Consider the following 22,759-nt stretch of genomic DNA (forward strand, 5'->3'; position numbering starts at 1 on the left):
GGATATATTTATTCATTGTTTGAGATTTTAGGATTCATGTCAAATGGGTTCACATAACGACCAAAAAAGGTGTTGACCCCAACTGTGACACCACCCATAATTGGAATATACTACATATAAGGTGCGTGATTTCTATGATAGTCTGCTCTGAAAAATCCAATTCCAACCGTTGCCGGAAGGGATTATTTTAACGTATTCCCTTCCCCTTTTGCAATTCATTACATCAAAATGTGGGGGATACTTACACGATGTCTTTCAGTTATTATGGTCCATTGTGCACTGCCGTTTATGATCTAACCAAACCCGTGGGACACTCCTTGGGAGGAGACATCGAATTCTATCGTCACTATCTTCAGCGCTGCAAAGGACGGATCCTTGAAGCCATGTCGGGATCAGGCCGAGTGCTCATTCCTTTGCTTGAGGCAGGCCTGAAGGTGGATGGACTTGATTATTCAACCGATATGATTGACTCTTGCCGTTCTCGTTGCACCGAGCGGGCATTACCTATACCTGAGCTGTTCGTTGCCGATCTGGAGAAGCTTGACCTTCCATATCGATACGAGGCAATTATCATTCCCGGAGGTTCTCTGCTCCTCATCCAAGACAGACAGGCGTCGATTAACGTATTACGTAATCTATTTCAGCATTTAGAACCTGGCGGCAAGCTCGTGTTTGATCTGTTTCTGCCCGATGTGACACAACCCTCTTCTGTGGAAACATCAACCGTTTCATTACCGGATGGCGATACAATCACGGTAGAAGTGAAAAACATTGAAGTGAACCTTCTTCAACAGTACAAAGTGAGTCTGATCCGCTACGAACAATGGCATCAGGGTTCTCTTGTTGCTACGGAGCTGCAACAACTCACTCTACGTTGGTACGGCATAGAAGAGTTACGCCTAATTCTCGAAAACATTGGTTTCTCTGACATTAAAGTGTACGCCGATTTCAACCCGAATCAGCCACCTACACAGTCGAATCAAAAATTCGTCTATGAAGCAACTCGAAGAACGTAGTCATCCGTAATTTAGTCTACATGCTTCTCATCATACAAATCAGGCCACAGCATGAGTTTTAACCCATGCTGTGGCCTGATTTACTATATAAGATTTGCAATAACATTTACACGAGAACGCAGAGGACAGAAATAGCCTGAAGAAGCGACGCTACAAGCTTTCTGCAAGAAAGCTGCATCGAAAGCATACACTTCGCCTTTATCCTCAGATTTGCACCTTTGAAAAAGTGAATCAAAAAATCTGAGGATAACAGCGATCGGAAGGTTATTCTGTCATCGGAGTGGCAAGTGTAACTGTTAGTGCAAATTAGTATCCACGAGAATATTGCTCCGCAATGGCAGCTTGATCCTTGCTGACACCCAGTTCCAGAGCGGCATGGTTCGCCCAGTACGGATCACGCAGCATGCCTCTGCCCACGGCAACCAGATCCGCGTCGCCGTTTCCAATCACCCCCTGAGCCAATGCTGCATCCTCCAGCATACCCACTGCGATGACAGGAACGTTAAGTTCTTCACGGAAGCGACGGGCAAATGGTACCTGATACCCCGGATAGTTCCCCGGTTTCCGCTGTCCCGAAGGTCCTTCGCCACCTGAACTGATATGGAACATGTCCACGCCTGCGTCTTGGTAGGCACGGGCAATGTTGATCGTATGGTCGATATCATACCCGCCATCCGCGTATTCTACAGCCGAAATCCGCATAATTAGCGGCATATCTGCTGGCATTTCTTTTTTCACTGCCCGAATGACTTCAACGCCGAAACGGGACAGATCCTGCCCATATACATCCTCACGATGGTTCATCAGCGGGGAATGGAACTGGTGGATCAGGTATCCATGGGCACCGTGCAACTCAATGGTATCGACTCCAGCCTGGACTGCGCGGCGAACACCGTCTGCGAACTTCTGCACCATAGCTTCTACCTCTTCCGTACTTAATGCACGAGGTTCCTTGTACTTTTCTCCCGGGAATGTAACTACCGATGGAGCAACCGGCTGCGCTGCATCCTCTGCTTTTCGTCCTGCATGTGCGATCTGAATAGCTACTTTGGAGCCGTAGGCATGAATTCCATCTACAAGTTTGGTGAAGGCAGGCACATGCTCATCTGACCATATACCCAAGTCATTATCCGTAATACGACCATCCGGATCGACATCGGTCATCTCGATCACGATGAGTCCTGTTCCTCCAACCGCACGGCTCACATAGTGAACCTGATGCCAATCGTTCGGAATGCCGTCCTTCGCAGTGACAGAATATTGGCACATTGGTGCCATGACGACACGGTTATTTAATTGCAGACTCTTGAATTGATAAGGGGAAAATAATTGCTCAGTCATCGTTGCTGCATCTCCTGTTCCTTGATCATGATATATATGAAGCCTTCCTTATTTGTCTAAGTCCGAAAACAGTTTTCCGTTCTTACCGTAATTGTCCTTCTCCAAATCCTCAATGAAGATAAAGACTTTGCTCGGATCAACATCCAGTGTCTCACAAGCCACCTGAGTCATACGTTCAATCAACTGACGTTTCTGCTCAACCGACTTGCCTTCCAGTACCTTAACCGTGATAAATGGCATGTCTAGAACCCATCCTTTCTTCATCATTTATTATGAACCTGACGTATGGAAACACAAGTACGTACATTTTTGTGCCTTGGTACCCTTTTTGATACCTAGTCATCCTCCTATTTCCGATCTACCCCATTCTGGAAATGACTGCAAAACATGATATGATAACCGTAGAGAACCACAATAATTACTATACCCAATTTACATAAGTTGTGACTAACGGTTACACGATAACGGAGAGGGCAGAAATAACCTGTAGAAGCGGAGCGTTCGCCTTTATCCTCAGATTTTCAACTTTGTAAAAGTGGATCAAAAAATCTGGGGATAACAGCGATCAGAAGGTTATTCTGACCTCATAGTGGATCAGTGTAAAACAAGTAGCTCAACTTATATACTACTCAAGCTAGGGAGAGGTTATTATATGAAAGATATATTAATTCAAAGACTGAGTACTTATGTTCAGATGGATACCCAATCCGATGAAAATAGCGAGACATGCCCTTCCACACACGGCCAACTGGCCTTGGGCAAACTGCTCGTTGAAGAATGTACCTCCATTGGTCTGCAAGATGTGACGATGGATGAGAATGGTTATGTCATGGCTACACTGCCATCCAATACCGACAAGGATGTTCCCGTAATTGGTTTCCTGGCTCACCTCGATACAGCGACCGACTTTACTGGCAAAAATGTTAAACCACAGGTTATCGATAACTACGACGGTGCTGACATTGTGCTGAACTCGGAACTGGATGTAGTGCTGTCCAACAAGGATTTCCCGGAACTGCACGAGTATAAAGGCCACACCCTGATCACAACCGATGGTACAACGTTGCTTGGTGCAGATAATAAGGCAGGCATTGCCGAGATTATGACCGCGATGGCCTATCTGATTGAACACCCGGAAGTGAAACACGGTAAGATTCGGGTTGCTTTTACCCCGGATGAAGAGATTGGCCGTGGACCGCACAAGTTTGATGTAGCTGCTTTTGGAGCCAAATATGCGTACACGGTCGATGGCGGACCGCTTGGTGAACTGGAATACGAGAGCTTTAACGCAGCTGCCGCTAAAATCACCGTACGAGGCACCAATGTGCATCCCGGAACAGCGAAGGATAAGATGGTGAACTCCCTGAAAATTGCGATGGAATTGAATCGACGCCTGCCTGTGGAGGAAGCTCCTGAATTCACGGACGGTTATGATGGTTTCTACCATCTGTTGTCTCTGGAGGGTGACGTTGAACTGACAAAGATGAGCTACATCATCCGTGATTTCGACCGGGAGAAGTTTGAAGAGCGCAAAACAAATCTATTGAATATCGCGAACGAACTGAAGACCAAGTATGGAGAGAAAAGCATCACGGTTGAATTGAATGACCAGTACTATAACATGCGTGAGAAAATTGAACCCGTACGCCAGATCGTGGACATTGCCCATGAAGCCATGACACGATTGGACATCGAACCTGTTATTCGCCCCATCCGGGGAGGAACAGACGGTTCCCAACTATCCTATATGGGCATGCCCACACCAAATATCTTCACTGGTGGTGAGAACTACCACGGCAAATTTGAATATGTATCGGTAGACAATATGGTGAAGGCCACCCGTGTCATTGTAGAGATCGCTCAATTGTTCGAGCAGCGCGGAGATATCTAATCCACTTGACGTACAGTGCACAAAGAATACAAAGAGTACCCCTTCGTATATTCGGGAGGGTGCTCTTTGTTATGCCATATTGTATTTTGTTGTACCGCGTCATGTCGTACAGATATGCTGGCTTGATCTTTATTTTAGATGCCATTACTCATATATATTGCCCCCCGCGATGGCACGCAACTGTTCCAGATCACAGATCAGAAGCTTACGCTGCACTTTGCGAATAATATTTCGATTACACAGATCTTGAACAACTCTATTAAGATGTCTATAGCTGGTGCCCAGCATATCGGCCAGTTCGGTGAGCTTGGAAGTCTGGATCTCTTCCGAAGAAGACTCGTCCTGGCCCATTGTGGACAACAGATAGCTGGCAAATCGACTCTCGACCGGATATAACATATTCAGACTCGACAGGTTGGAAAAGGTATACAATTTGTGCGTAACTTGGCTCAGCATAAAGTGGAGAAACTTAGGGTTCTCTGCATAGGTATTCTGGAGAGCGCGATAGCTGATACCCAGCAGCAGGCTTTTACTCACAGACTCTACCGTATTCATAGCCTCCTTGCCATTTACCAGTTCCAAATCTCCCACAAGCGCAAGTGGTGTACTGAAACGAAGCAACAGAGACTTTCCGTTAGGCAGGGTGGTATAGATCTTGAGCTTGCCCTGCACGAGAAAATACAATCGCTCGGGTCGCTCACCTTTGGCACAGATCATCTCGCCCTTCGCAGCCTCAAGTAGTCGCAACTCAGCGAGTGAAGGCTCGTCCAGCACCTGATCCAACCCATTCTCACGGGCGAGTTGCCGCACAAGTCCAAAGTCCATGATTTCTTTCATTCCGACTTCCCCTCCGTTGTCGTATATAACCTATGTAAAAGGACATATGTCCTATATTTGATATACATCCGTACAAATATCTTGATATAAAAATAGTTACAACTAACACTTATATCCAATAAATCATTCCAAATGGTAAATACCTTAAAATTTAATCATAAAATGTTCATTCTTTCATGCAAAATGCCGTTCACGAAAAGTCATTTCCGTCCGATGAAAGATAGAGCATTCCATAGATCGTTAAAAATAATACATTCAAATATTGAAAGGATGGTCCTCTTCCATGAACGTTGTAGATGCCCTGCTTAAAGTAATGCCTTATATCAGCAAGATCCTTAGAGAACCAGCTAGTTTAACTGTATATGATCACGAAAAGGTATTGGAGGTTATTACCACCGACAAGTTTGACCTTGGTTTTGAAAAAGGAATGCCACTCTTGGAATCGTATCAAAACTTTTCCATCTTAAAAAACGGAAGAGAAGCTACCCTCGCTACTCTCTCCAAGGATGTTTATGGTATCGAACTGGATATTCTGAACATTCCGATCTTTGATGATCACCAGAAAGTTGTTGCTGTTTTCTGTGTATCTTACGACCAATCTAACCAGAACCAACTTGAGGATATTATACAAGAAAATCAAACCATCAATGGTAACCTCGTTGATATGGTGCAGCATGTCGCTGCTCATGCCGAAGAATTGCAAGCAACCAGTGAACAGATCTTGCAGAACACAAGACTTGCTGTTCAGAACTCTTCCCAAATCAACAAAGTAGCCGGGTTCATTCGTGAAATCTCTGAGCAAACCAACTTGCTTGGCCTGAATGCCGCTATTGAAGCCGCTCGTGTTGGTGAAGCTGGTGCCGGCTTCGGTGTGGTTGCTTCCGAAGTACGCAAACTCTCTGTGGATGCCAAACAAGCTACAAGTGATATCGATACCAGTCTGAGAGATGTACAACAGGTCATCAAACAAATGGAAGTTGAAGTCTCCCAGATTGCAGCCTCTTCACAGGAACAAGCAACGCTTGTATCCTCCTTTACGGATGTGATTGAGCAGCTTAATGAAACAGGGGAGCGAATGAAAGCTCTGTCCGAACAACTGATCAGCTATTCCGTTAAAAAGTAATGCAACAAACAGGACTCGGGTTGCCCATGATGGATAATCCAAGTCCTGTTGTTTGTTGTGTCCATTTTATATAACCAACCACGTTCAGATAAAATCTTAATTGGCTACATGTATTGATTTATCTCCAATAACCTCTTCTTCCGACTGCCAGCATTCAACTTCACCCGGAATATGAATCCGGTCCCGGGTAAAGACGGGATCACGTCCTTCAGCCTTCTGTTTCTTGTAGTCCTTCAGCGCTTCAAAGGTTACCTTGGACAGCATCAGGATGGCAATCAGGTTCACCACCACCATCAGCCCCATGAACAGGTCAGCCAAATCCCACACTAGCTGAACTTTGGCAACGGCGCCAAACACTACCATCGTGATGACGCAAATACGGTATACCCACAGCCAAACTTTGTTGGATTTGATAAACTCAATGTTGGTTTCTCCGTAGTAATAATTTCCGATTAGTGTACTGAAGGCAAACAGGAACACCATAACCGCCAGGAATCCCGATGCCCATGAACCAATATGTACACTTAATGCTGCCTGAGTTAATTCAATGCCACCCAGATCGGAACCTTTGTATACCCCGGATAACAAAATAATCATGGCAGTGCTTGTACATATCACTAACGTATCTGTCAGCACACCAAACGCCTGAATAAGTCCCTGTTTCACCGGATGTGTTGTATCCGCTGTTGCAGCAGCATTCGGGGCACTACCCATGCCTGCCTCATTGGAGAACAATCCGCGTTTCACACCGTTCATCAGTGCAGCGCCCAACGTTCCGCCAGCCACCTGTTCGATGCCGAAGGCACTTTTCACAATTAACGCAATCATGGCCGGAAGCTGGGTAATGTTCGCCAGCACCACAAAAGCCGCTACCCCAATGTACAATACGGCCAGTACAACGACGATGTATTCCGACGCTTTTGCAATCCGTTTGACACCGCCCATAATAATTCCTGCAAATATCACAGCCATAATGATACCCACCGTTAACCGATCCGTACCAAATGAGTTCTCAAATGCAACGGTAATCGTGTTAGACTGCACCGCATTAAAGACCAATCCAAATGAAAGCGTAATGAGAACGGCAAATAAAATCCCCATCCAGCGTTTGCCCAACCCACGTTCCATATAATATGCCGGACCCCCACGGAATCCACCTTTATCCTTCACTTTATAGATCTGGGCCAACGTACTCTCCACAAAACTGGAGGCTGATCCGATAATTGCAATGATCCACATCCAGAATATAGCACCAGGTCCCCCCAGTGCGATAGCCAGTGCAATACCGGTAATATTCCCTGTACCTACACGGGCCGCCATACTAATACAGAACGCCTGAAAAGGTGAAATTTTGCCTGGTTCCTTGCTTTTCGGCTCTAGAAGCACCTTCACCATATCTCCAATCATGCGGAATTGCATGAACCGGGTCTTGGTGGTGAAGTATATACCACATACTACCAATAGTATAATTAACACTTTGGACCATAGAAAATCATTGAAAATGACGACAATATCTTGTATTGTTTGCTCCATCGGTATGCCCCTTTTTATGGTGTATTTCAAGCACAGAGATGGACACGTGAAAAGTTTGTACCATTCTGCACAACACTAGCCCCAGACTTTGGGATGTTACTTATACTACAAGGGCATCTACGGAAATCGACAAATACCTACATGCAATTTATACATTTATTTTAAAATCGGGCTTTGACCGCCCAATCATTGTCATTTAACCTGACATGTCAGGTTCTATGCAAGAAGGAAAGGAACGATTACACTGGAACGAGAGTTCATCGCGGCGTTAACCGCCTTTACCATAGATTTATCAATCACACCATTCACAGAGAAAGGGAATGACTGACATGCGTTATTTTATCGTGGATGATGATCCTGGCGTTCGTTCCATGTTGATGGATATTATTGAGGATGAAGGCCTTGGCGATATTGCCGGGGAAGCTGAGGACGGAGCACATATTCACGCGGAACTGTTGGAACTGCATAAGGTGGATGTCCTGCTGATTGATCTGCTGATGCCCCAACGAGACGGGATTCAGACTGTGCGAGCGCTTGAAGGAAGGTTTGAGGGCAAGATCGTCATGATCTCCCAGATCGAGTCGAAAAATATGATCGGTGAAGCCTATTCACTAGGCATTGAATATTATATTACGAAGCCGATTAACCGGCTGGAGATTCTATCTGTTCTGCGGCTGGTGAGCGAAAGGCTGCGGATGCAGCAATCCATCGCAGATATCCAACGGACATTACAGGGATTGTCCGGTTTGAATTCTACCGAACGTGCTGCGGCTCCGGTTCCGGACAAAACAATCACGACTGCAGGACATTTCCTGCTGTCCGAGATGGGCATGATCGGTGAAGCGGGCAGCAGGGATCTGCTGGACATGCTGGAATATCTGGAGCAGGTAGAGACAGATGAGCATAAGCTGTCCCCCTATACGTTCCCATCTCTCAAAGACATCTTTCAGAACGTAGCGATACGCAAGCTGGGAGAGAACGCCACACTTGCAGAGATTAACAAGGAGATCAAGGCATCGGAACAACGTGTTCGCAGGGCCATCTTCCAGACGCTGAGCCATGTGGTTTCTCTGGGATTAACAGATTATACACATCCCAAGTTCGAGAACTATGCATCCAAATTTTTCGATTTTACCGAAATTCGCAAGAAAATGCTGGAGCTGCAAAACAATGTGGAGCCTTCCTTGTCACAGACACGCATTAATACAAAAAAATTCGTACAGGTATTATATTTGGAAGCCAAACGGTTGCTGCATTAAACAGATGCTTGATGGATACGATGCAAAAACAAACGGGCATGAATATGACGCCGGTAGGATACCGCCTCTTCAACTGAGGCTGTCCATACCGGCTATATTCATGCCCGTCTGTACGATCAAGCGTTACAATCTATGTGATTTGTTCCATGTATAAAATTTAAATCGCTTTGGGTTCAGGCCCGTGAATGGTTTCGGCTAATTCGGTTATACTCATTAATCAATTCGTCCAATGCCATAGACTGCCGAATCACATCGGGATGCCCAAGACCACCCTTGTTATGCTCTACCAGCATATGAAGGTTATGTCTGGCCTTTTCTATTTTAATTTTCAAATCCAAACTCATAACCATGACCCCTGATACCTCCTTATTCTGTGAACCATTTTAGTTTTTCCTGTCAATCTATAGTTGGATTAACATATGGCATAGGAGACAAGGATGTTTTGTATTCTTCTCCAAATTTTGATAAAGATTATTTTATCACACAAGAGCTTATCCGAAAATGGCTGATATGACGCAATTTTAGTGGTATTATCGAGGGTTGGATTCTAACGTCCGGCCTCATCATTCACGGCCAGAACGGATTGTGTCGTAAATGTGTATATTGAAAAAACAAAAAGTCTATTGGTTCAAAAGGTAATAAAATCCCTTTCCATAATGGGGTCATTCAGGTACAATAGGGCGATGTGTGTGTCCGGACCCGGCGGATACAAATGATGTAATTTAGAGGACGGCCAACGACGGCCATTGATCCTGATTTGATATTATTGGAGGCTTATCATCACCATGCAGACCGATTCACAGACCAAAGTCAAAATTGTTAACGCCGATCCCAGCGCAATGGGATTATTTGGGTTGGCTATCGTAACCCTGGTCGCTTCTTCCCAAAAACTTGGCATCACAGATGGACTTAGCTACGCTATTCCTTGGGCGATCTTCCTGGGTGCTTTTGCCCAGCTATTCGCATGTATTCAAGATTCCAAACGCAACAATACTTTTGGCACAACAGCTTTTGGTGCGTACGCATTCTTCTGGTTTGCCATGGCGGCCAACTGGATGATCAAAATGGGCGTATTTGGCTCCACTCTCGCTGAACAGGCCGATGGAAAGCAGCTCGGATTTGCTTTTGCCGGATACCTCGTATTCACCCTGTTCATGACGATCGGTGCGATTGAAGCGAATAAAGTATTGCTTATCATCTTCATTCTGATCGACTTCTTGTTCCTTGGCTTGACGTTTGACGCTTTCGGCGTAGCTCCTCACATTTTCCACACCATTGCAGCATACGCTGAAATGGCGATCGGAATTGTGTCCCTGTATGGTACAGGTGCTTCCGTACTGAACGCTCACTTCGGCTATGCGTTCTTGCCGATCGGCAAACCGTCCGGCATTTTCAAGCCCAAGGCTTAATATACAGCAGTAAACCGCCAGCGCGCCGGTCCGCGCCTGGCGGTTTTTTTGCAGTCCAAACTTCATTTGAATATGGTTCTGACCGACACTTATACTAAAAGATACTATATAAGTCAAACTAAACATTTACACAGAACGAAGAGGAGAGAAATAACTTGAAGAAGCGGAGCGTTCGCCTCAAAGCTTTCTGAAAGAAAGCTGCATCGGAAGCATACGCTATCCCCGGATTTTCACTCTATAAAAAGGAATAATAAAAATCTGGGGATAACAGCGATCGGAGAGTTATTCTATCATCGGAGTGGCCGATGTAAATAATCTTTAGTTGAACTTATGTCACAGCAGCCATACTGTAAGGAGGAAAAAAGCATGAGAGAGATACCGAAACCAACGGAGATGGATCAGTTGGAGAAAAAATATGTACGCGAAACACGTTGTTTCAAGACGGCAAGGGTGTTCCCAACCGATGTCAACAATCATAATACGCTATTCGGCGGGAAGCTGATGTCCTACATCGATGATATTGCATCCATCGCCGCTTCCAAGCTATGCCGGGTCAATACCGTAACGGCTTCAACCGACTCTGTCGATTTCCTGTACCCGATTAACCCAACGGACTCGGTTACGCTTGAATCGTTCGCGTCCTGGACAGGACGAAGTTCCATGGAGATTTTTGTGAAGGTGATTCGAGAGGATCTGAAGACCGGAGAGAAGAAAATTGCGGCGACTGCATTTCTGACCTTTGTAGCCCTGGACGAAAATAATCGCAAACTGATCGTACCTCGTATTATCCCGGAGACCGAAGAAGAAAAGAAACTATACGAGACCGCTCCGGATCGGGCGGCCATGCGGAAAATGCGGCGGGAAGAGAGCAAGAAATTTGCTGACTTCCTGACCGTTACTTATCCTTGGGAGTAAGAATACGCTAAATATGCACAAGCTTAAACAACGATTTATCGGGACGATGCCGGATAGATGGACACCGCTCTGTTATCCGGCAGTTCGCCACCCATCGAGACACACCACTGTTGATAGATGCGATACGCTGCACCACTCTCCAGCAACCCCTGACAAGTGTATATGCCCTCTTCGATGGAATTGACACGCCCCGCTGCGTACAAGCGGAATCCTCCATTTAACAAGACCTGATTCACAAAAGCAATATGACCATCGCCACATAATACACTTTCCGCCACTTCGAGCTGCTTGGCAGCCGTCCATACCAGTTCCGGCACAGGCATATCCAGTTCATAAGCTGTGGGGTCAATCAGTTCCAGCTTCATATCTCCGTCTTCTACTGCGTATACGCGGGTTGGCCGATCAATATACAGATCCTCAGAACCTTCCATTCCCTGTACAACATACGCACGGCGATAGTTAAACCGGGTGAGCAGCTTCGCAATCCGATCCAGAAAGGTATTATGAAACACACCAAACACCAAATACGGTGAATGGTTATAATCAATCAATTTCTCTGCTGTGTTAAACACCGTTCGAAAACCCAACTCTTCCCGTAACGGACGAAGCTTACGAAGAGGTGCGCACCAATCCTCGGAGGATACGTACATGACACTCGAACGCAATGCAGCGCTCCGGGCATCTTCCCGATCCATCTTGTGTGTATCAATACCCACTTCCTTCAATAGTACCGACAACGTGACGCCCCACTTGGGTGGTAAAGGATCACTCCCGTGCAAAGTCACCGGCAACCCGGCCGCCGCGAGTACAAATGCAACCGGAAACGTGGCCATGAACGACTTTGTCCGTCCATCATAAGGACCGGCGCAGTCCAATCCATCCTGAAATATGGAGAAACGTTCCGCACTGTTACGACATGCATGAACAAAAGCTTCCAGTTCCTCAACGTTTTCCATTTTCATTCGTTCAGCCATGAGAAACGCAGCCGTCTGGGCAGGGGAAACCTCCTGTTTTAGGATTTTCTCTGCAACGGTCAGTGCTTCTGTATAATTCAGATCACGCGAGCCTCGTTTTCCACGTCCGACCTCTCGAAGTATGTGAGACATATCCATGGAGAATTCTCCTTCCAAATTAAGACTGGAGCAGTTGATGTGCCTTCACAATTGCCGTAGCTACATCGACCATCCGTTTGCGTTCATCCATCGCTTTCTTACGTAACAGGTCATAGGCTTCGGCCTCGGAGATCTGCTTCAGATCACTAAGAATGGCCTTCGCCATATCAATCCACTTTCGATCCTCCAGCCTGGATTGCAACTGCTTCCGTTCTTGCTCCCACTGTTTACGTTCCATGTAGCGCCGAGCTGCAAAGTGAAGCGTCCAGTGGATCTCGGGCCCGGTCATGGATGGTGTAAGTATCCCATCAAATGAAGTTTCGACCTCGCAGGATTCTGCGGAGGAAGAGGCCGTATCTGGCCCGCACCACCAGAGCAGCGGGGAATCAGCCTTCCCCTTTCCCAGGCAGTTCACCCAGTACTCCACATCAGCCAGCGACAGATGCAAGATGGACGCTTCCGCCTCACGGGCGAGCTTCAACGCTTCCGCTTCACTGCCTGCCACCTGTACATGGTACCCGTTCGCCCCCAGCAGCCTCTCCGGTGTCAGAGGGATTGCATCGGACGAATCAGCTATCGTCGACTGTATACGAATGACCAATAAAGATCGCATGATGGAGCAATCCCTCCCTAATTACGTATAATTAGAATCACATTATTTAAAGCGTTAACACAAGAAAGCGCTATATATGTTATATTACCTGACAAAAAAAACAGATCAATCTGATTTTATAACTGATTTCGAGATAATAAATACAACAATCATGACGGATCGTCCTAGTAGCCCAAAAGAGTAAAACACTAATTATGATACGTTTTCTATGCTTTTTGTAGTGCCCAGTGCACTATATTTCACCAAAACATTCATTTTCATGAATATATATCCTTAAAACCTCTTCGATCATTCGTGTTCCAATAAATTCATGTAAACATAATTAACTTTAAATTTCAAATACTTTTTTATGTTAACTATATTGACATGAATGGATCGATCTTTTATAGTTAAGCCATAACAACTCCATATTTGAATCGATCACAGTTACAACGGCGTAGCTGGTTGAAACGGCAATGAAGCCTGTTTTGCAATCTCGGAGCAAGGGATGCGTATGTATATGCGCAGTCCTCCGAGGCATAACAGGCTTTTTCGATTTTAGAGACAAGGTTTTGAGGCAGTTTGCAGAATGGACCTAAGGGGGCTAATCATAATGAGTACAACGAAAAAACTGGTGCTGGTCGGCAATGGCATGGCGGGAATCCGCACAATCGAACATATCCTTAAGCTTGCTCCACACGCTTATGAAATTACAGTCTTCGGCGCAGAGCCGCATCCCAACTACAACCGGATCATGTTATCTTCTGTACTGGCTGGCGGAACATCCATCGAAGATATCGTAATCAATGAGTGGAGCTGGTACGAAGATAACGGCATTCGGGTGTACCCGGGTGACCCGGTCGTTCAGATCGATCCCAAGCGCAAAGAAGTTGTATCTCAAAATGGTGTACGCGCAACCTATGATGAGCTGATTATGGCAACCGGTTCACAAGCGTTCATCCTCCCTCTTCCCGGCGCTAACAAGGAAGGCGTTATCGGATTCCGCGATATTAAAGACTGCGAGACCATGATGGCAGCATCACAAAAGTATCGCAAAGCTGCCGTTATCGGAGGCGGATTGCTAGGACTGGAAGCAGCGCGGGGGCTGCTCAATCTGGGCATGGATGTCACGGTCATCCATATTAACGGTCATCTGATGGACCGGAACCTGGATCTCCCGGCAGGACTGATGCTCCAGCGTGAGCTTGAAGAGCAAGGTATGAAGTTCCTTTTGAACAAACATACCGAAGAAATCACAGGCAAACATCGAGTAAAAGCCATTCGTTTCACTGATCAAACGGTACTTGAAGCGGATTTGGTTGTCATGGCTGTCGGGATTCGCCCTCAGATTGAACTGGCTCGCAATACCGGCCTCGATGTGAATCGTGGAGTCATTGTAGATGATTATATGCATACCAGCATTCCTGGGATATCTGCCGTCGGCGAATGTGCAGAACACCGCGGTATTGCCTACGGACTGGTTGCTCCATTATATGAACAAGGTATGGTGCTCGCAAAACGCCTGGCTGGTGCGGCAACCGAAGGATACGCAGGTTCGGTCACGTCCACGAAGCTCAAAGTATCTGGTGTGGACGTATTCTCTGCCGGACAATTCAAAGACGCTGCAGACACTCGCAGCATTCGCATTCAGGATGACGTTGATGGTGTGTACAAAAAGATGGTGATTAAGGATGGGCAGCTCATTGGAGCTGTATTGTTTGGGGATACCACGGATGGCGCATCGCTGTTTTCCCTCATTAAGAGTGGAGAGAACATCAGCGGTCGGGAGAAAGAAATTTTGCTCGGTGTACCTTCCGGTGGTTCAGGCTCGGGTCCATCTGTCGCAGAACGCATGGCAAGTATGCCAGATGACGAGATCGTCTGTGGGTGTAACGGTGTTACCAAAGCTACCATCGGGGACGCTGTTCTGAATAAAGGCTGTAATACACTCGGTGCAATCAAATCCTGTACCAAAGCTTCCGCTTCTTGCGGTGGATGTAAACCGCTTATCGAAAACCTGCTCACGTATTATGCCGGTGATAATGTAGGTGAACAGACCAAAGAAGGCATATGTGGCTGCACATCCTATGATCGGGATGAGATTGTTGCACAGATCAAGGAAATGGGACTCAAAAGCGTGAAGGAAGTGATGAACGTTCTCGGTTGGAATGAGCCGGAAGGTTGCTCCAAGTGTCGTCCGTCCCTGAATTATTATCTCGGTATGATCTGGCCGGCTGAATACAGAGATGAGCGTGTATCCAAATTCACCAATGAACGTTATCACGCCAACATTCAGAAGGACGGTACCTACTCCGTTATTCCACGGATCTATGGTGGTGTCACTTCTCCGGCTGAATTGATCAAGATTGCGACTGTCGCAGAGAAATACGATGTTCCGATGGTGAAGTTCACGGGTGGACAACGACTCGATCTGCTCGGAGTACAGAAAGAGAACCTGCCGAAGATCTGGGAAGAGCTCGATATGCCTTCCGGTTTTGGTTATGGCAAGGCGCTTCGTACCGTGAAGACTTGTGTAGGTAACACATTCTGCCGATTCGGCACACAGGACTCCATCGAGATGGGAATTCGACTGGAGAAAAAACTCGACAAAATGGTTGCTCCGGCGAAAGTGAAACTTGCCGTATCCGGATGCCCGCGGAACTGTGCTGAAGCGACCATCAAGGATCTTGGTGTTGTCGCCATTGATGGTGCATGGGAGATTCATGTTGGCGGTAATGCCGGAGTTAAGGTTCGCACAGCCGAGTTGCTCTGTACGGTGAAAACCGATGCAGAAGTGGAAGAGTGGACTTACTCTTACCTGCAATATTATAGAGAGAATGCAAAATGGAATGAGAGAACAGCGGGATGGATTGAACGGGTAGGTCTGGATCATGTGAAGGAAGCATTGGCGGATCGGGATGTACGTCTCGCTCTGATCGAACGTTTGGAAGTTACATTGGGTCACACGGTCGATCCTTGGAAAGAAATCCTTGAAGACGATAAGTTGCGTAAGAACTTCACCCCACTGTCCGGTGCCGAGCCGGTAACTCATTAGAAGAGGAGGAACAGCGATGAACAAATTCCGGATTGGACACCTGGCGGATATTGATGAGAAGGGTGCACGGACCTTCCTGATACAGGATACCGAAATTGCAGTCTTCAAACTGAGCGACGGGAGTCTGCACGCTGTCGAGAATCGCTGCCCTCACAAGGGCGGCAAGCTGTCAGAAGGCATGGTATGCGGGACAGCCGTTCATTGTCCTTTGCATGATTGGAAGATTGATCTGCGTAACGGTAAGGTACATGAGCCGGATGAGGGCTGCTTGAATACCTACAAAACAGAAGTAGATGGCAACAGTGGAGAAATCTATATCACAATTGCGGGTTAAAGGCTAGAGATACCCTGACATCAAGGAGGCGTGCGCTATGGATTTTGTTAAACCTGCAGAAGTGCTGCAATCGATGGTCGAAGCTGGTGAGAGCAAAGCCAGAATGAATCGGGTACAGATGCTGATCCGCGGTTTTCTGGCAGGGGCTATTCTCGCCTTTGCAACCACATTGGCATATACAGCTGTGTCTCAAACTTCCGTTGGTTTGGCAGGTGCACTGATATTCCCGGCTGGATTTGTCATCATTATTCTGCTGGGTCTCGAATTGGTGACAGGAAACTTTGCGATGCTTCCACTCGCAGTGTTGAAACGCAGAATTACATGGATGGATATGCTCCGAAATTATTTCTGGGTGATCACAGGACATCTGCTCGGATGTGCATTCTATGCTCTGTTATACGGCTTGACCATTACCAAGATGGGTACGGATATGAACAACCCTCTAATTCAAACGCTAATCCAGACCAGTGAAACCAAAACATTGGGATATCAGCACTTGGGCGGGGCTGGCATTGTACTGGTCATCATCAAAGCCATTCTATGTAACTGGATGGTCACACTCGGGGCAGTGATGGCCATGACGTCCACTTCTACACTGGGTAAAATCGTAGCGATGTGGCTTCCCATTACGATATTTTTCGCTCAGGGATTTGAGCATGCTGTGGTAAATATGTTTGTCATTCCGGCAGGCATGATGCTCGGCGCACAGGTGAGTGTCGCTGACTGGTGGCTGTGGAATCAGATCCCGGTGTTGGTGGGTAACCTCATTGGCGGAGCTATATTCACAGGCCTCGGTTTATATGCTGCCCACCACTGGGGAAATCCGGTAAAGCTCTCGTCCAAACTGGCAGCCATTCAGGGTGGTCGTTCAGGATTGGCAAGTTCTGATGCTGCACCGAAATTGGGGACACGATCATGAGCCGGGGCCTGGTTAGTATCGTTGGCGCTGGTCCTGGAGACCCGGACCTGATTACGGTAAAAGCCCTGAAACGTATTCAGTCCGCAGATGTCATTATGTATGATCGGCTTGTGAATGATCAATTGCTCGCTGAGGCTCGTGATGGAGCACTCCGCATCTACTGCGGCAAGGCGCCAGGCCTTCACTCCATGAGTCAGGAGATGATTGGGCGGATGCTGGCTGCACATGCAGCAGAAGGCAAACAAGTTGTACGACTCAAGGGAGGCGATCCGTTTATCTTTGGCCGTGGTGGTGAAGAAGCGCTTGTGCTGGCGGAAGCAGGGATTGCATTTGAGATTATTCCTGGCATCACTTCGGCTGTTGGCACGTCCGCTTCCTCCCTTATTCCGTTAACCCATCGCGGGATCGCTTCATCCTTCGCATGTGTCACGGGAACTGGCAGTGACGGAAGTGTATCATCGGTTCGCTGGGATCTACTCGCTCATAGTGTGGACACACTGGTCATCTACATGGGTATTAGCCAACTGCCCCAGATCCAACATGAATTGCTTCACCATGGGAAAAGTGGACACACCCCTGCGGCTCTAATCGAACGGGGAACCACTTCGGAGGAACGCATTATTACCGGCACACTTGCCGAACTCCATTCCCTCGCCCTGTCACATCAAGTGAATAACCCGGCTTTAATTATGGTCGGAGAGTCCGTCCTGATCCGCGAACAACTGCTTCAGATGCAACAGGCCGCTAATGCCTCCATGACCGGATAATCCGGTACTTTAATCCAACAGCATACGCTCGTGAATAGTCCGACCCTTCTGCCCTGGTTCAATCAGCAGACGGGTCGGTTTGATGTTAATCAGCGCCGTAAGTTGCTCTCCCATATAATGCGCAGAATATTTGAACCCAATCTCCGCCCAATGCATGATTACGCCTACAGTTGCAGATACCAGATAACTTAACATGATGTCGTAATTAATAGTCCACTCACTATCCTCGGTCACCAATACAAAATCTTCGGTTAGATACGTTCTAAACATATTGCACAGCCGGGAACCCATATCCGAATGCATCGTTATTAATGCACGAAAGATATCCTGATGGGCTTCAATATATTCGAATACAGGCATCGTGGATGGCAGCAACACAGTCATGTCCACTTCCTTAAGCTGTGCATATGGTTCTGCATAAGCTCGCCCCACTCCCTGCATGAAATCATCCAGAATGAACTGCAACAACTCCGGTTTGCCGGGAAAATGTAAATAGAAGGTTCCACGGTTGTAATCCGCCCGCTCTGTAATATCCCGGATTGTGAGGGCATCCGCTCCCTTCTCCAATATCAAAGAAACCGCCGCAGCGATGATCGCATCCTGTGTTCTTCGTGCTCTCCGGTCCTGAGGATGTTCAATAATCAACATTTTCGCCTCCTTTGTTCATTATTGTAATATAAATAAACACCGCCTACACCTCTGTCCGATAGCTGACATATGCGCTGTCAATGATTATTGTCACATGTCTATGTATATCTTAACATTGAGACAGGAAAGATAGACGACAGGTTGAAACTTTTTTTGAGAAATACCTGCCAATAATGAATAAGGAGCGAATATATCATGAGTACAACGTATACACATACAGCCGTAATTACAGGAGCAGCCGGAGGCATTGGTAAAGAATTGGCACGCCGCCTTGCAGAGCGCAAAATCAACTTGGTTCTGGTGGACCTGAATGAAGAAGCCATTCAACAGACGATTACTGATCTGAACCTCGACAAAGAGCACGTAATCGCCGTAAAAGCGAACGTATCTCAAGAAGCAGACGTGAAAAACTATGTGCAAAAAGCATTGGATGCTTTTGGCCGAATCGATTATTTTGCCAACAATGCCGGAATTGAAGGTCCAACAGGGCTGATCGAAGACCTGAGTGTTGAAGCACTCGACACCGTATATAACGTCAACATTCGTGGCGTATTCCTGGGTCTGCAAAATGTCATACCGGTGATGAAAAAACAAAAATCCGGTGCGATTCTCAATACCTCTTCCCTCGCGGGTCTGATGGGTGCACCTGCTGTGTCTCCATATATTATGTCCAAACATGCCGTAGTTGGTCTCACGCGTACCGCTGCAAATGAATTGGCACCTTACAATATCCGAGTTAACGCTGTATTGCCAGGCACAATCAACACACGTATGATGCGCCAGATCGAAGCCAATTCCGGTAACGTGGAAGATTATCAATCTGCTACGGTATCTGCCATTCCAATGGGCCGTTACGGTGAACCGGAAGAAGTCGCTGCGGTAATGAACTTCCTGTTGTCCGAAGAAGCATCCTATGTAACAGCTTCCCTCTACACTGTAGATGGCGGTATGATGGGTCAATAAGAAGCTGTAAACTGAGAGTTACACCGACAAGTATCCCCCGCGGGATGCCTGGTCACTACAATCTAAAAAAGGCCTCAACACCACAGAACGTGGAGTTGAGGTCTTTTTTACAGTACGATACTTAGACTTAGCATGTTGAAGGCTGCACATGTGAAATGTTACTTTTGAAACAGCCATATAACACCTCGTTGCACATTGTGATCACTCTAACGAATCTAGGACACCTTATATCGGATAATAGAGCTTATTTCCCAAACTAAGAAATCTCAGACACGCTAATCCCGCAGAAATGCTGCAATTGCACCGAAAAGTCCTAATATCCAGAGAATAACGTGTCTCAGATTCGTTAGATTTTGCCCGGATCACAGAAAGGCTTAATCGCTGGACTGAACACCTTTGCACACCAATAATCTAGCCCCTCATGCGCCGATCATCGATACAAATCTCATTAAAACTCACGCAACAGTCTAAGCTCCAGATCTACGCTGAACTTAATCGACGTATCCCGCGTGACCCTTGTCCATCAAGTAGTCCATCTCAGCATCCAAAATGCTTTCCACGGTCAGCTCATCCAGCTTCACATCTTTGCGACTAAGGATGTAGTCAGCCAGATCATCGCCGTCAATATCCACATCGTTACCTTTGGCATTTTCGTGCGCCTTGTTGATGTACGCTTGCTCATGCTTCAGCACAAGAGCGATGTTCGCTTGGCTTGCCTTCGTTTTATCTGCAATATATTGCATCATTTCTTGTTCATTAATTGAGTTTGCTTCTGCCACGTTCAGTTCATCTCCTTGATTCATACATACTGTTGCCATTGTAGCATAGGTTAACCCAATACAGGCAGAACTTATGCCTGAAGAACGGTTTTGGAACAGAGTTGTAATCCTTCAATCCCGCTCCATACACTAACGCTTCATCCAACTCTGTGCCTGCGCTACTCACCCTACGACAACCGTACGTAAAATGTGGCAGCTTCTCCGACCACACTTCGGGCGTATAGCTCTCCTTTGTGCTGATCCACAATAGAACGAGCAATCGCCAGCCCCAGACCATGCCCACCATGTTTGCGGGCTCTTGAAGAATCCGTACGATAGAATCGATCGAAGATCCGATCCAGATGTTCTGGTGCAATGCCCTCACCCGTGTTGGACACGGCCAGTATGACATCATTATTCTGTTTCTGGAGCGTAACGTTTACCGACCCTTTGGGACCGGAATACTTCACCGCATTATCGAGCAGGATCAGAATGACCTGTTTGATCTGTTCACTGTTCCCATGAACCGTAAGATTCGGCTCAATGTTGTAATCGAGGGAGATGTTTTTCTCAAAAATAACAGCTTCCATTGGCAAAATAATACTTTCTACCGCATCGCTCATATTAAACTTCGCATGAATCATCGTTGAGCGTGAATCGTCCATCTGTGTCAGATAGAGCAGATCATTCGTAAGTCCGGTCATGCGCTCGGTTTCCGACTTGATATAGTGAAGCCACTTCGCCTGGTTCGCTATGGTATCCTCCTGATTCGCCAGTAGCACGTCAGCATTGGTATTAATGATCGCCAGAGGGGTCTTCAACTCATGTGAAGCATCACCGATGAATTGTTTTTGTTTCTCAAATGCTTCTCTAACCGGTGCAATGGAGCGATTCGCAAAATAACGGCTCAGGAAGTAGATCACAATCAGCATGACCAGTCCAACAACAGCAAAGGTATAGATCAGATTGGTCAGAATGCCCTGTTGTGCCGTCACATCAATGAATACGATCATATGCCCGTCACCGGTCGGATCAACTACATAGGCCCAGTCCGTTCCATCCAGCGCAAATTGTCCAGTCTGCCGTTCCGAATCACCAACTTTATCCCGATCCACTTTTTGCAGCGCCTCGGTGTAGAAGGTTTCGTCCATATCAAAACGGGAATGGGTATCCGTGATTTGCCACTGGTTATCCGTCTTGATCAGAAACGAAACGGAACGTGCCGGTGGTGAGTTGGGGTCACCTCCCGGTCCTCCATTATCACCACCCATGGCATTGGAAGGTAGCGAATCTGAACCGGAACCTGAAGCACCTGTACTAGCGCCTGATCCAGAGCCCGTCCCCGTCCCCATCCCCCCACCTTCCCCACGCGGCATCTTGGATGAATTATAAGGACTATGATAGAAATCAGATACCTTGTATAACTCCATATTTGTCTCCCGTTGCACATTCTGATACGTAATCGTATAGATCGTCGCAAATGCCACCAGCATCATAATCGATATGGACACCAGATTCACGATCAGGAATCGATTCCGAAGTTTCTTGAACATCAGGACGTCACCTCAAGCACATACCCCACACCCCGAATCGTGTTAATGCGGACAGCCGAATTCAGAAAGGTTAATTTTTTGCGCAAAAACGAGATGTACACCTCCACATTGTTATACTCCACTTCCGAATCGAATCCCCATAACTTCTCAATAATCTGCTCTTTGGAAGTAATCGCCTGCTTGCGCGTAATCAACAGCTCCAGCAGTTCATTCTCCTTCAGATTCAGCTTGATCTCCTTGCCCTGAACGCTCAGCTTCAACTGAGTTGTGTTCAGTTCCATGTCGCCAAACTTCAGTCCATCCTCCGGAACCACTTCGCCCTTCCGCCTTAAGGCTGCACGAATTCGGGCCAGCAATTCCTCTGTGGCAAAGGGCTTGGCGATATAATCATCGGCACCATAATCGAGGCCTGTGACTTTGTCCGATAATTCACCTTTGGCCGTAAGCAGAATGACTGGCGTATGATTGCCTTCACTGCGAAGTTTCTTCAGGACGGTGATTCCGTCCATCTCTGGCATCATGATATCGAGCAGTAACAGGTCGTAGATGCCGCTCTGCGCATAATCGAGTCCTGATCTGCCGTCGTGGACCATGTCCACGGAGTAGTTGTTTTTTTTCAAAATCTGCGATACAGCCTCTGCCAAATGAACCTCATCTTCCGCAATTAATATTCTCATGCTCTATTCATTCCTCTGCTTGAATTATTCGTCTTCATGAACGCTGTATGGTATCAC

At 46.8% G+C, this 22,759-nt stretch carries 22 protein-coding genes; 11 read left to right on the forward strand and 11 right to left on the reverse strand.

Going from position 1 to position 22,759, the window contains the following annotated elements; all coding sequences use genetic code 11:
- The first annotated feature begins 248 nt into the window (after positions 1 to 248).
- On the forward strand, positions 249 to 1,016 hold the full coding sequence (locus tag ACETMN_RS31985) for a class I SAM-dependent methyltransferase (protein WP_091012505.1): 768 nt from the start codon (positions 249 to 251) through the stop codon (positions 1,014 to 1,016).
- A 306-nt stretch (positions 1,017 to 1,322) separates the two neighbouring features.
- Here ACETMN_RS31985 and ACETMN_RS31990 read toward each other — a convergent pair whose 3' ends face one another.
- Positions 1,323 to 2,357: an NADH:flavin oxidoreductase/NADH oxidase gene (locus ACETMN_RS31990; protein ID WP_091012503.1), complete on the reverse strand. Its 1,035-nt coding sequence runs from the start codon at positions 2,355 to 2,357 to the stop codon at positions 1,323 to 1,325.
- A gap of 48 nt (positions 2,358 to 2,405) precedes the next feature.
- On the reverse strand, positions 2,406 to 2,597 hold the full coding sequence (locus tag ACETMN_RS31995) for a tautomerase family protein (RefSeq protein ID WP_017691642.1): 192 nt from the start codon (positions 2,595 to 2,597) through the stop codon (positions 2,406 to 2,408).
- Positions 2,598 to 3,009: 412 nt separating this feature from the next.
- On the opposite strand from ACETMN_RS31995, the gene pepT reads away from it, so the two are divergent.
- Positions 3,010 to 4,248 (forward strand): peptidase T, encoded by a 1,239-nt coding sequence (pepT, locus tag ACETMN_RS32000; RefSeq protein ID WP_091012501.1) that lies wholly within the window; start codon positions 3,010 to 3,012, stop codon positions 4,246 to 4,248.
- Between the two features lie 144 nt (positions 4,249 to 4,392).
- Here pepT and ACETMN_RS32005 read toward each other — a convergent pair whose 3' ends face one another.
- The gene (locus tag ACETMN_RS32005) at positions 4,393 to 5,085 is read right to left on the reverse strand and encodes a Crp/Fnr family transcriptional regulator (RefSeq protein ID WP_091012499.1); all 693 of its coding nucleotides are present in this window, start codon (positions 5,083 to 5,085) and stop codon (positions 4,393 to 4,395) included.
- Positions 5,086 to 5,368: 283 nt separating this feature from the next.
- On the opposite strand from ACETMN_RS32005, the gene ACETMN_RS32010 reads away from it, so the two are divergent.
- Positions 5,369 to 6,208 (forward strand): methyl-accepting chemotaxis protein, encoded by an 840-nt coding sequence (locus ACETMN_RS32010; protein WP_192135239.1) that lies wholly within the window; start codon positions 5,369 to 5,371, stop codon positions 6,206 to 6,208.
- Positions 6,209 to 6,304: 96 nt separating this feature from the next.
- Here ACETMN_RS32010 and ACETMN_RS32015 read toward each other — a convergent pair whose 3' ends face one another.
- Complete coding sequence (locus tag ACETMN_RS32015; protein WP_411735561.1) at positions 6,305 to 7,741, reverse strand: alanine/glycine:cation symporter family protein; 1,437 nt, start codon at positions 7,739 to 7,741, stop codon at positions 6,305 to 6,307.
- 329 nt (positions 7,742 to 8,070) lie between these two features.
- Here ACETMN_RS32015 and ACETMN_RS32020 point away from each other — a divergent pair, with 329 nt between their 5' ends.
- Positions 8,071 to 9,000, forward strand: a complete 930-nt coding sequence (locus tag ACETMN_RS32020; protein WP_091012493.1) for a response regulator — start codon at positions 8,071 to 8,073, stop codon at positions 8,998 to 9,000.
- Between the two features lie 173 nt (positions 9,001 to 9,173).
- Here the strand turns inward: ACETMN_RS32020 and ACETMN_RS32025 are convergent, their stop codons facing one another.
- Complete coding sequence (locus ACETMN_RS32025; protein ID WP_091012492.1) at positions 9,174 to 9,350, reverse strand: aspartyl-phosphate phosphatase Spo0E family protein; 177 nt, start codon at positions 9,348 to 9,350, stop codon at positions 9,174 to 9,176.
- A 435-nt stretch (positions 9,351 to 9,785) separates the two neighbouring features.
- On the opposite strand from ACETMN_RS32025, the gene ACETMN_RS32030 reads away from it, so the two are divergent.
- Positions 9,786 to 10,409 (forward strand): acetate uptake transporter, encoded by a 624-nt coding sequence (locus ACETMN_RS32030; RefSeq protein ID WP_091012490.1) that lies wholly within the window; start codon positions 9,786 to 9,788, stop codon positions 10,407 to 10,409.
- 402 nt (positions 10,410 to 10,811) lie between these two features.
- On the forward strand, positions 10,812 to 11,324 hold the full coding sequence (locus tag ACETMN_RS32035) for an acyl-CoA thioesterase (RefSeq protein WP_091013218.1): 513 nt from the start codon (positions 10,812 to 10,814) through the stop codon (positions 11,322 to 11,324).
- Between the two features lie 35 nt (positions 11,325 to 11,359).
- Here ACETMN_RS32035 and ACETMN_RS32040 read toward each other — a convergent pair whose 3' ends face one another.
- Both ACETMN_RS32040 and ACETMN_RS32045 read right to left on the reverse strand, forming a co-directional pair.
- A complete protein-coding gene (locus tag ACETMN_RS32040) occupies positions 11,360 to 12,436 on the reverse strand; it encodes an anthranilate phosphoribosyltransferase (protein ID WP_411735562.1) in 1,077 nt (358 codons plus the stop codon).
- A gap of 19 nt (positions 12,437 to 12,455) precedes the next feature.
- Positions 12,456 to 13,049 carry an ANTAR domain-containing response regulator gene (locus ACETMN_RS32045; RefSeq protein ID WP_091012487.1) on the reverse strand — a complete coding sequence of 198 codons (594 nt, stop codon included), beginning with the start codon at positions 13,047 to 13,049 and terminating at the stop codon, positions 12,456 to 12,458.
- Positions 13,050 to 13,641: 592 nt separating this feature from the next.
- Between ACETMN_RS32045 and nirB the strand changes: the two genes are divergently transcribed.
- From nirB to cobA, 4 genes are read left to right on the forward strand one after another with little or no spacing between them, the layout of a single operon-like run.
- Positions 13,642 to 16,083, forward strand: a complete 2,442-nt coding sequence (nirB, locus tag ACETMN_RS32050; RefSeq protein ID WP_411735563.1) for a nitrite reductase large subunit NirB — start codon at positions 13,642 to 13,644, stop codon at positions 16,081 to 16,083.
- Between the two features lie 16 nt (positions 16,084 to 16,099).
- Positions 16,100 to 16,417 (forward strand): nitrite reductase small subunit NirD, encoded by a 318-nt coding sequence (gene nirD, locus ACETMN_RS32055; protein WP_074092734.1) that lies wholly within the window; start codon positions 16,100 to 16,102, stop codon positions 16,415 to 16,417.
- A 37-nt stretch (positions 16,418 to 16,454) separates the two neighbouring features.
- Positions 16,455 to 17,336 carry a formate/nitrite transporter family protein gene (locus tag ACETMN_RS32060; RefSeq protein WP_411735564.1) on the forward strand — a complete coding sequence of 294 codons (882 nt, stop codon included), beginning with the start codon at positions 16,455 to 16,457 and terminating at the stop codon, positions 17,334 to 17,336.
- Positions 17,333 to 18,103: a uroporphyrinogen-III C-methyltransferase gene (gene cobA, locus ACETMN_RS32065; RefSeq protein ID WP_411735565.1), complete on the forward strand. Its 771-nt coding sequence runs from the start codon at positions 17,333 to 17,335 to the stop codon at positions 18,101 to 18,103. Before ACETMN_RS32060 ends, cobA begins: the two co-directional genes overlap by 4 nt.
- A 9-nt stretch (positions 18,104 to 18,112) precedes the next feature.
- Here cobA and ACETMN_RS32070 read toward each other — a convergent pair whose 3' ends face one another.
- The gene (locus tag ACETMN_RS32070) at positions 18,113 to 18,751 is read right to left on the reverse strand and encodes a TetR/AcrR family transcriptional regulator (RefSeq protein ID WP_091012478.1); all 639 of its coding nucleotides are present in this window, start codon (positions 18,749 to 18,751) and stop codon (positions 18,113 to 18,115) included.
- 195 nt (positions 18,752 to 18,946) lie between these two features.
- Between ACETMN_RS32070 and ACETMN_RS32075 the strand changes: the two genes are divergently transcribed.
- A complete protein-coding gene (locus ACETMN_RS32075) occupies positions 18,947 to 19,714 on the forward strand; it encodes an SDR family NAD(P)-dependent oxidoreductase (RefSeq protein WP_091012476.1) in 768 nt (255 codons plus the stop codon).
- A 491-nt stretch (positions 19,715 to 20,205) separates the two neighbouring features.
- Here the strand turns inward: ACETMN_RS32075 and ACETMN_RS32080 are convergent, their stop codons facing one another.
- The 3 genes from ACETMN_RS32080 to ACETMN_RS32090 form a co-directional block, all read right to left on the reverse strand.
- Positions 20,206 to 20,460, reverse strand: a complete 255-nt coding sequence (locus ACETMN_RS32080; protein ID WP_124116914.1) for a hypothetical protein — start codon at positions 20,458 to 20,460, stop codon at positions 20,206 to 20,208.
- Positions 20,461 to 20,660: 200 nt separating this feature from the next.
- Entirely contained in the window at positions 20,661 to 22,025 is a 1,365-nt protein-coding gene (locus ACETMN_RS32085; protein ID WP_411735566.1) for a sensor histidine kinase, read from the reverse strand.
- A complete protein-coding gene (locus ACETMN_RS32090) occupies positions 22,025 to 22,702 on the reverse strand; it encodes a response regulator transcription factor (protein WP_253442924.1) in 678 nt (225 codons plus the stop codon). Before ACETMN_RS32090 ends, ACETMN_RS32085 begins: the two co-directional genes overlap by 1 nt.
- Between the last annotated feature and the right edge of the window lie 57 nt (positions 22,703 to 22,759).

Source organism: Paenibacillus sp. M2 (genome assembly GCF_046713495.1).
Lineage (GTDB): Bacteria > Bacillota > Bacilli > Paenibacillales > Paenibacillaceae > Paenibacillus > Paenibacillus amylolyticus_B.

Bases quoted from the DNA above. Each gene is read 5' to 3' on its own strand.
- ACETMN_RS32025 (WP_091012492.1), bottom strand. From the start codon at position 9,350: ATGGTTATGAGTTTGGATTTGAAAATTAAAATAGAAAAGGCCAGACAT.
- ACETMN_RS32080 (WP_124116914.1), bottom strand. From the start codon at position 20,460: ATGATGCAATATATTGCAGATAAAACGAAGGCAAGCCAAGCGAACATC.
- ACETMN_RS32045 (WP_091012487.1), bottom strand. From the start codon at position 13,049: ATGCGATCTTTATTGGTCATTCGTATACAGTCGACGATAGCTGATTCG.
- ACETMN_RS32090 (WP_253442924.1), bottom strand. From the start codon at position 22,702: ATGAGAATATTAATTGCGGAAGATGAGGTTCATTTGGCAGAGGCTGTA.
- ACETMN_RS32085 (WP_411735566.1), bottom strand. From the start codon at position 22,025: ATGTTCAAGAAACTTCGGAATCGATTCCTGATCGTGAATCTGGTGTCC.
- nirB (WP_411735563.1), top strand. From the start codon at position 13,642: ATGAGTACAACGAAAAAACTGGTGCTGGTCGGCAATGGCATGGCGGGA.
- ACETMN_RS32070 (WP_091012478.1), bottom strand. From the start codon at position 18,751: ATGTTGATTATTGAACATCCTCAGGACCGGAGAGCACGAAGAACACAG.
- ACETMN_RS32040 (WP_411735562.1), bottom strand. From the start codon at position 12,436: ATGGATATGTCTCACATACTTCGAGAGGTCGGACGTGGAAAACGAGGC.
- ACETMN_RS31990 (WP_091012503.1), bottom strand. From the start codon at position 2,357: ATGACTGAGCAATTATTTTCCCCTTATCAATTCAAGAGTCTGCAATTA.
- ACETMN_RS32060 (WP_411735564.1), top strand. From the start codon at position 16,455: ATGGATTTTGTTAAACCTGCAGAAGTGCTGCAATCGATGGTCGAAGCT.
- ACETMN_RS32030 (WP_091012490.1), top strand. From the start codon at position 9,786: ATGCAGACCGATTCACAGACCAAAGTCAAAATTGTTAACGCCGATCCC.
- ACETMN_RS32010 (WP_192135239.1), top strand. From the start codon at position 5,369: ATGAACGTTGTAGATGCCCTGCTTAAAGTAATGCCTTATATCAGCAAG.
- pepT (WP_091012501.1), top strand. From the start codon at position 3,010: ATGAAAGATATATTAATTCAAAGACTGAGTACTTATGTTCAGATGGAT.
- ACETMN_RS31985 (WP_091012505.1), top strand. From the start codon at position 249: ATGTCTTTCAGTTATTATGGTCCATTGTGCACTGCCGTTTATGATCTA.
- cobA (WP_411735565.1), top strand. From the start codon at position 17,333: ATGAGCCGGGGCCTGGTTAGTATCGTTGGCGCTGGTCCTGGAGACCCG.
- ACETMN_RS32020 (WP_091012493.1), top strand. From the start codon at position 8,071: ATGCGTTATTTTATCGTGGATGATGATCCTGGCGTTCGTTCCATGTTG.
- nirD (WP_074092734.1), top strand. From the start codon at position 16,100: ATGAACAAATTCCGGATTGGACACCTGGCGGATATTGATGAGAAGGGT.
- ACETMN_RS32005 (WP_091012499.1), bottom strand. From the start codon at position 5,085: ATGAAAGAAATCATGGACTTTGGACTTGTGCGGCAACTCGCCCGTGAG.
- ACETMN_RS32015 (WP_411735561.1), bottom strand. From the start codon at position 7,741: ATGGAGCAAACAATACAAGATATTGTCGTCATTTTCAATGATTTTCTA.
- ACETMN_RS31995 (WP_017691642.1), bottom strand. From the start codon at position 2,597: ATGCCATTTATCACGGTTAAGGTACTGGAAGGCAAGTCGGTTGAGCAG.
- ACETMN_RS32075 (WP_091012476.1), top strand. From the start codon at position 18,947: ATGAGTACAACGTATACACATACAGCCGTAATTACAGGAGCAGCCGGA.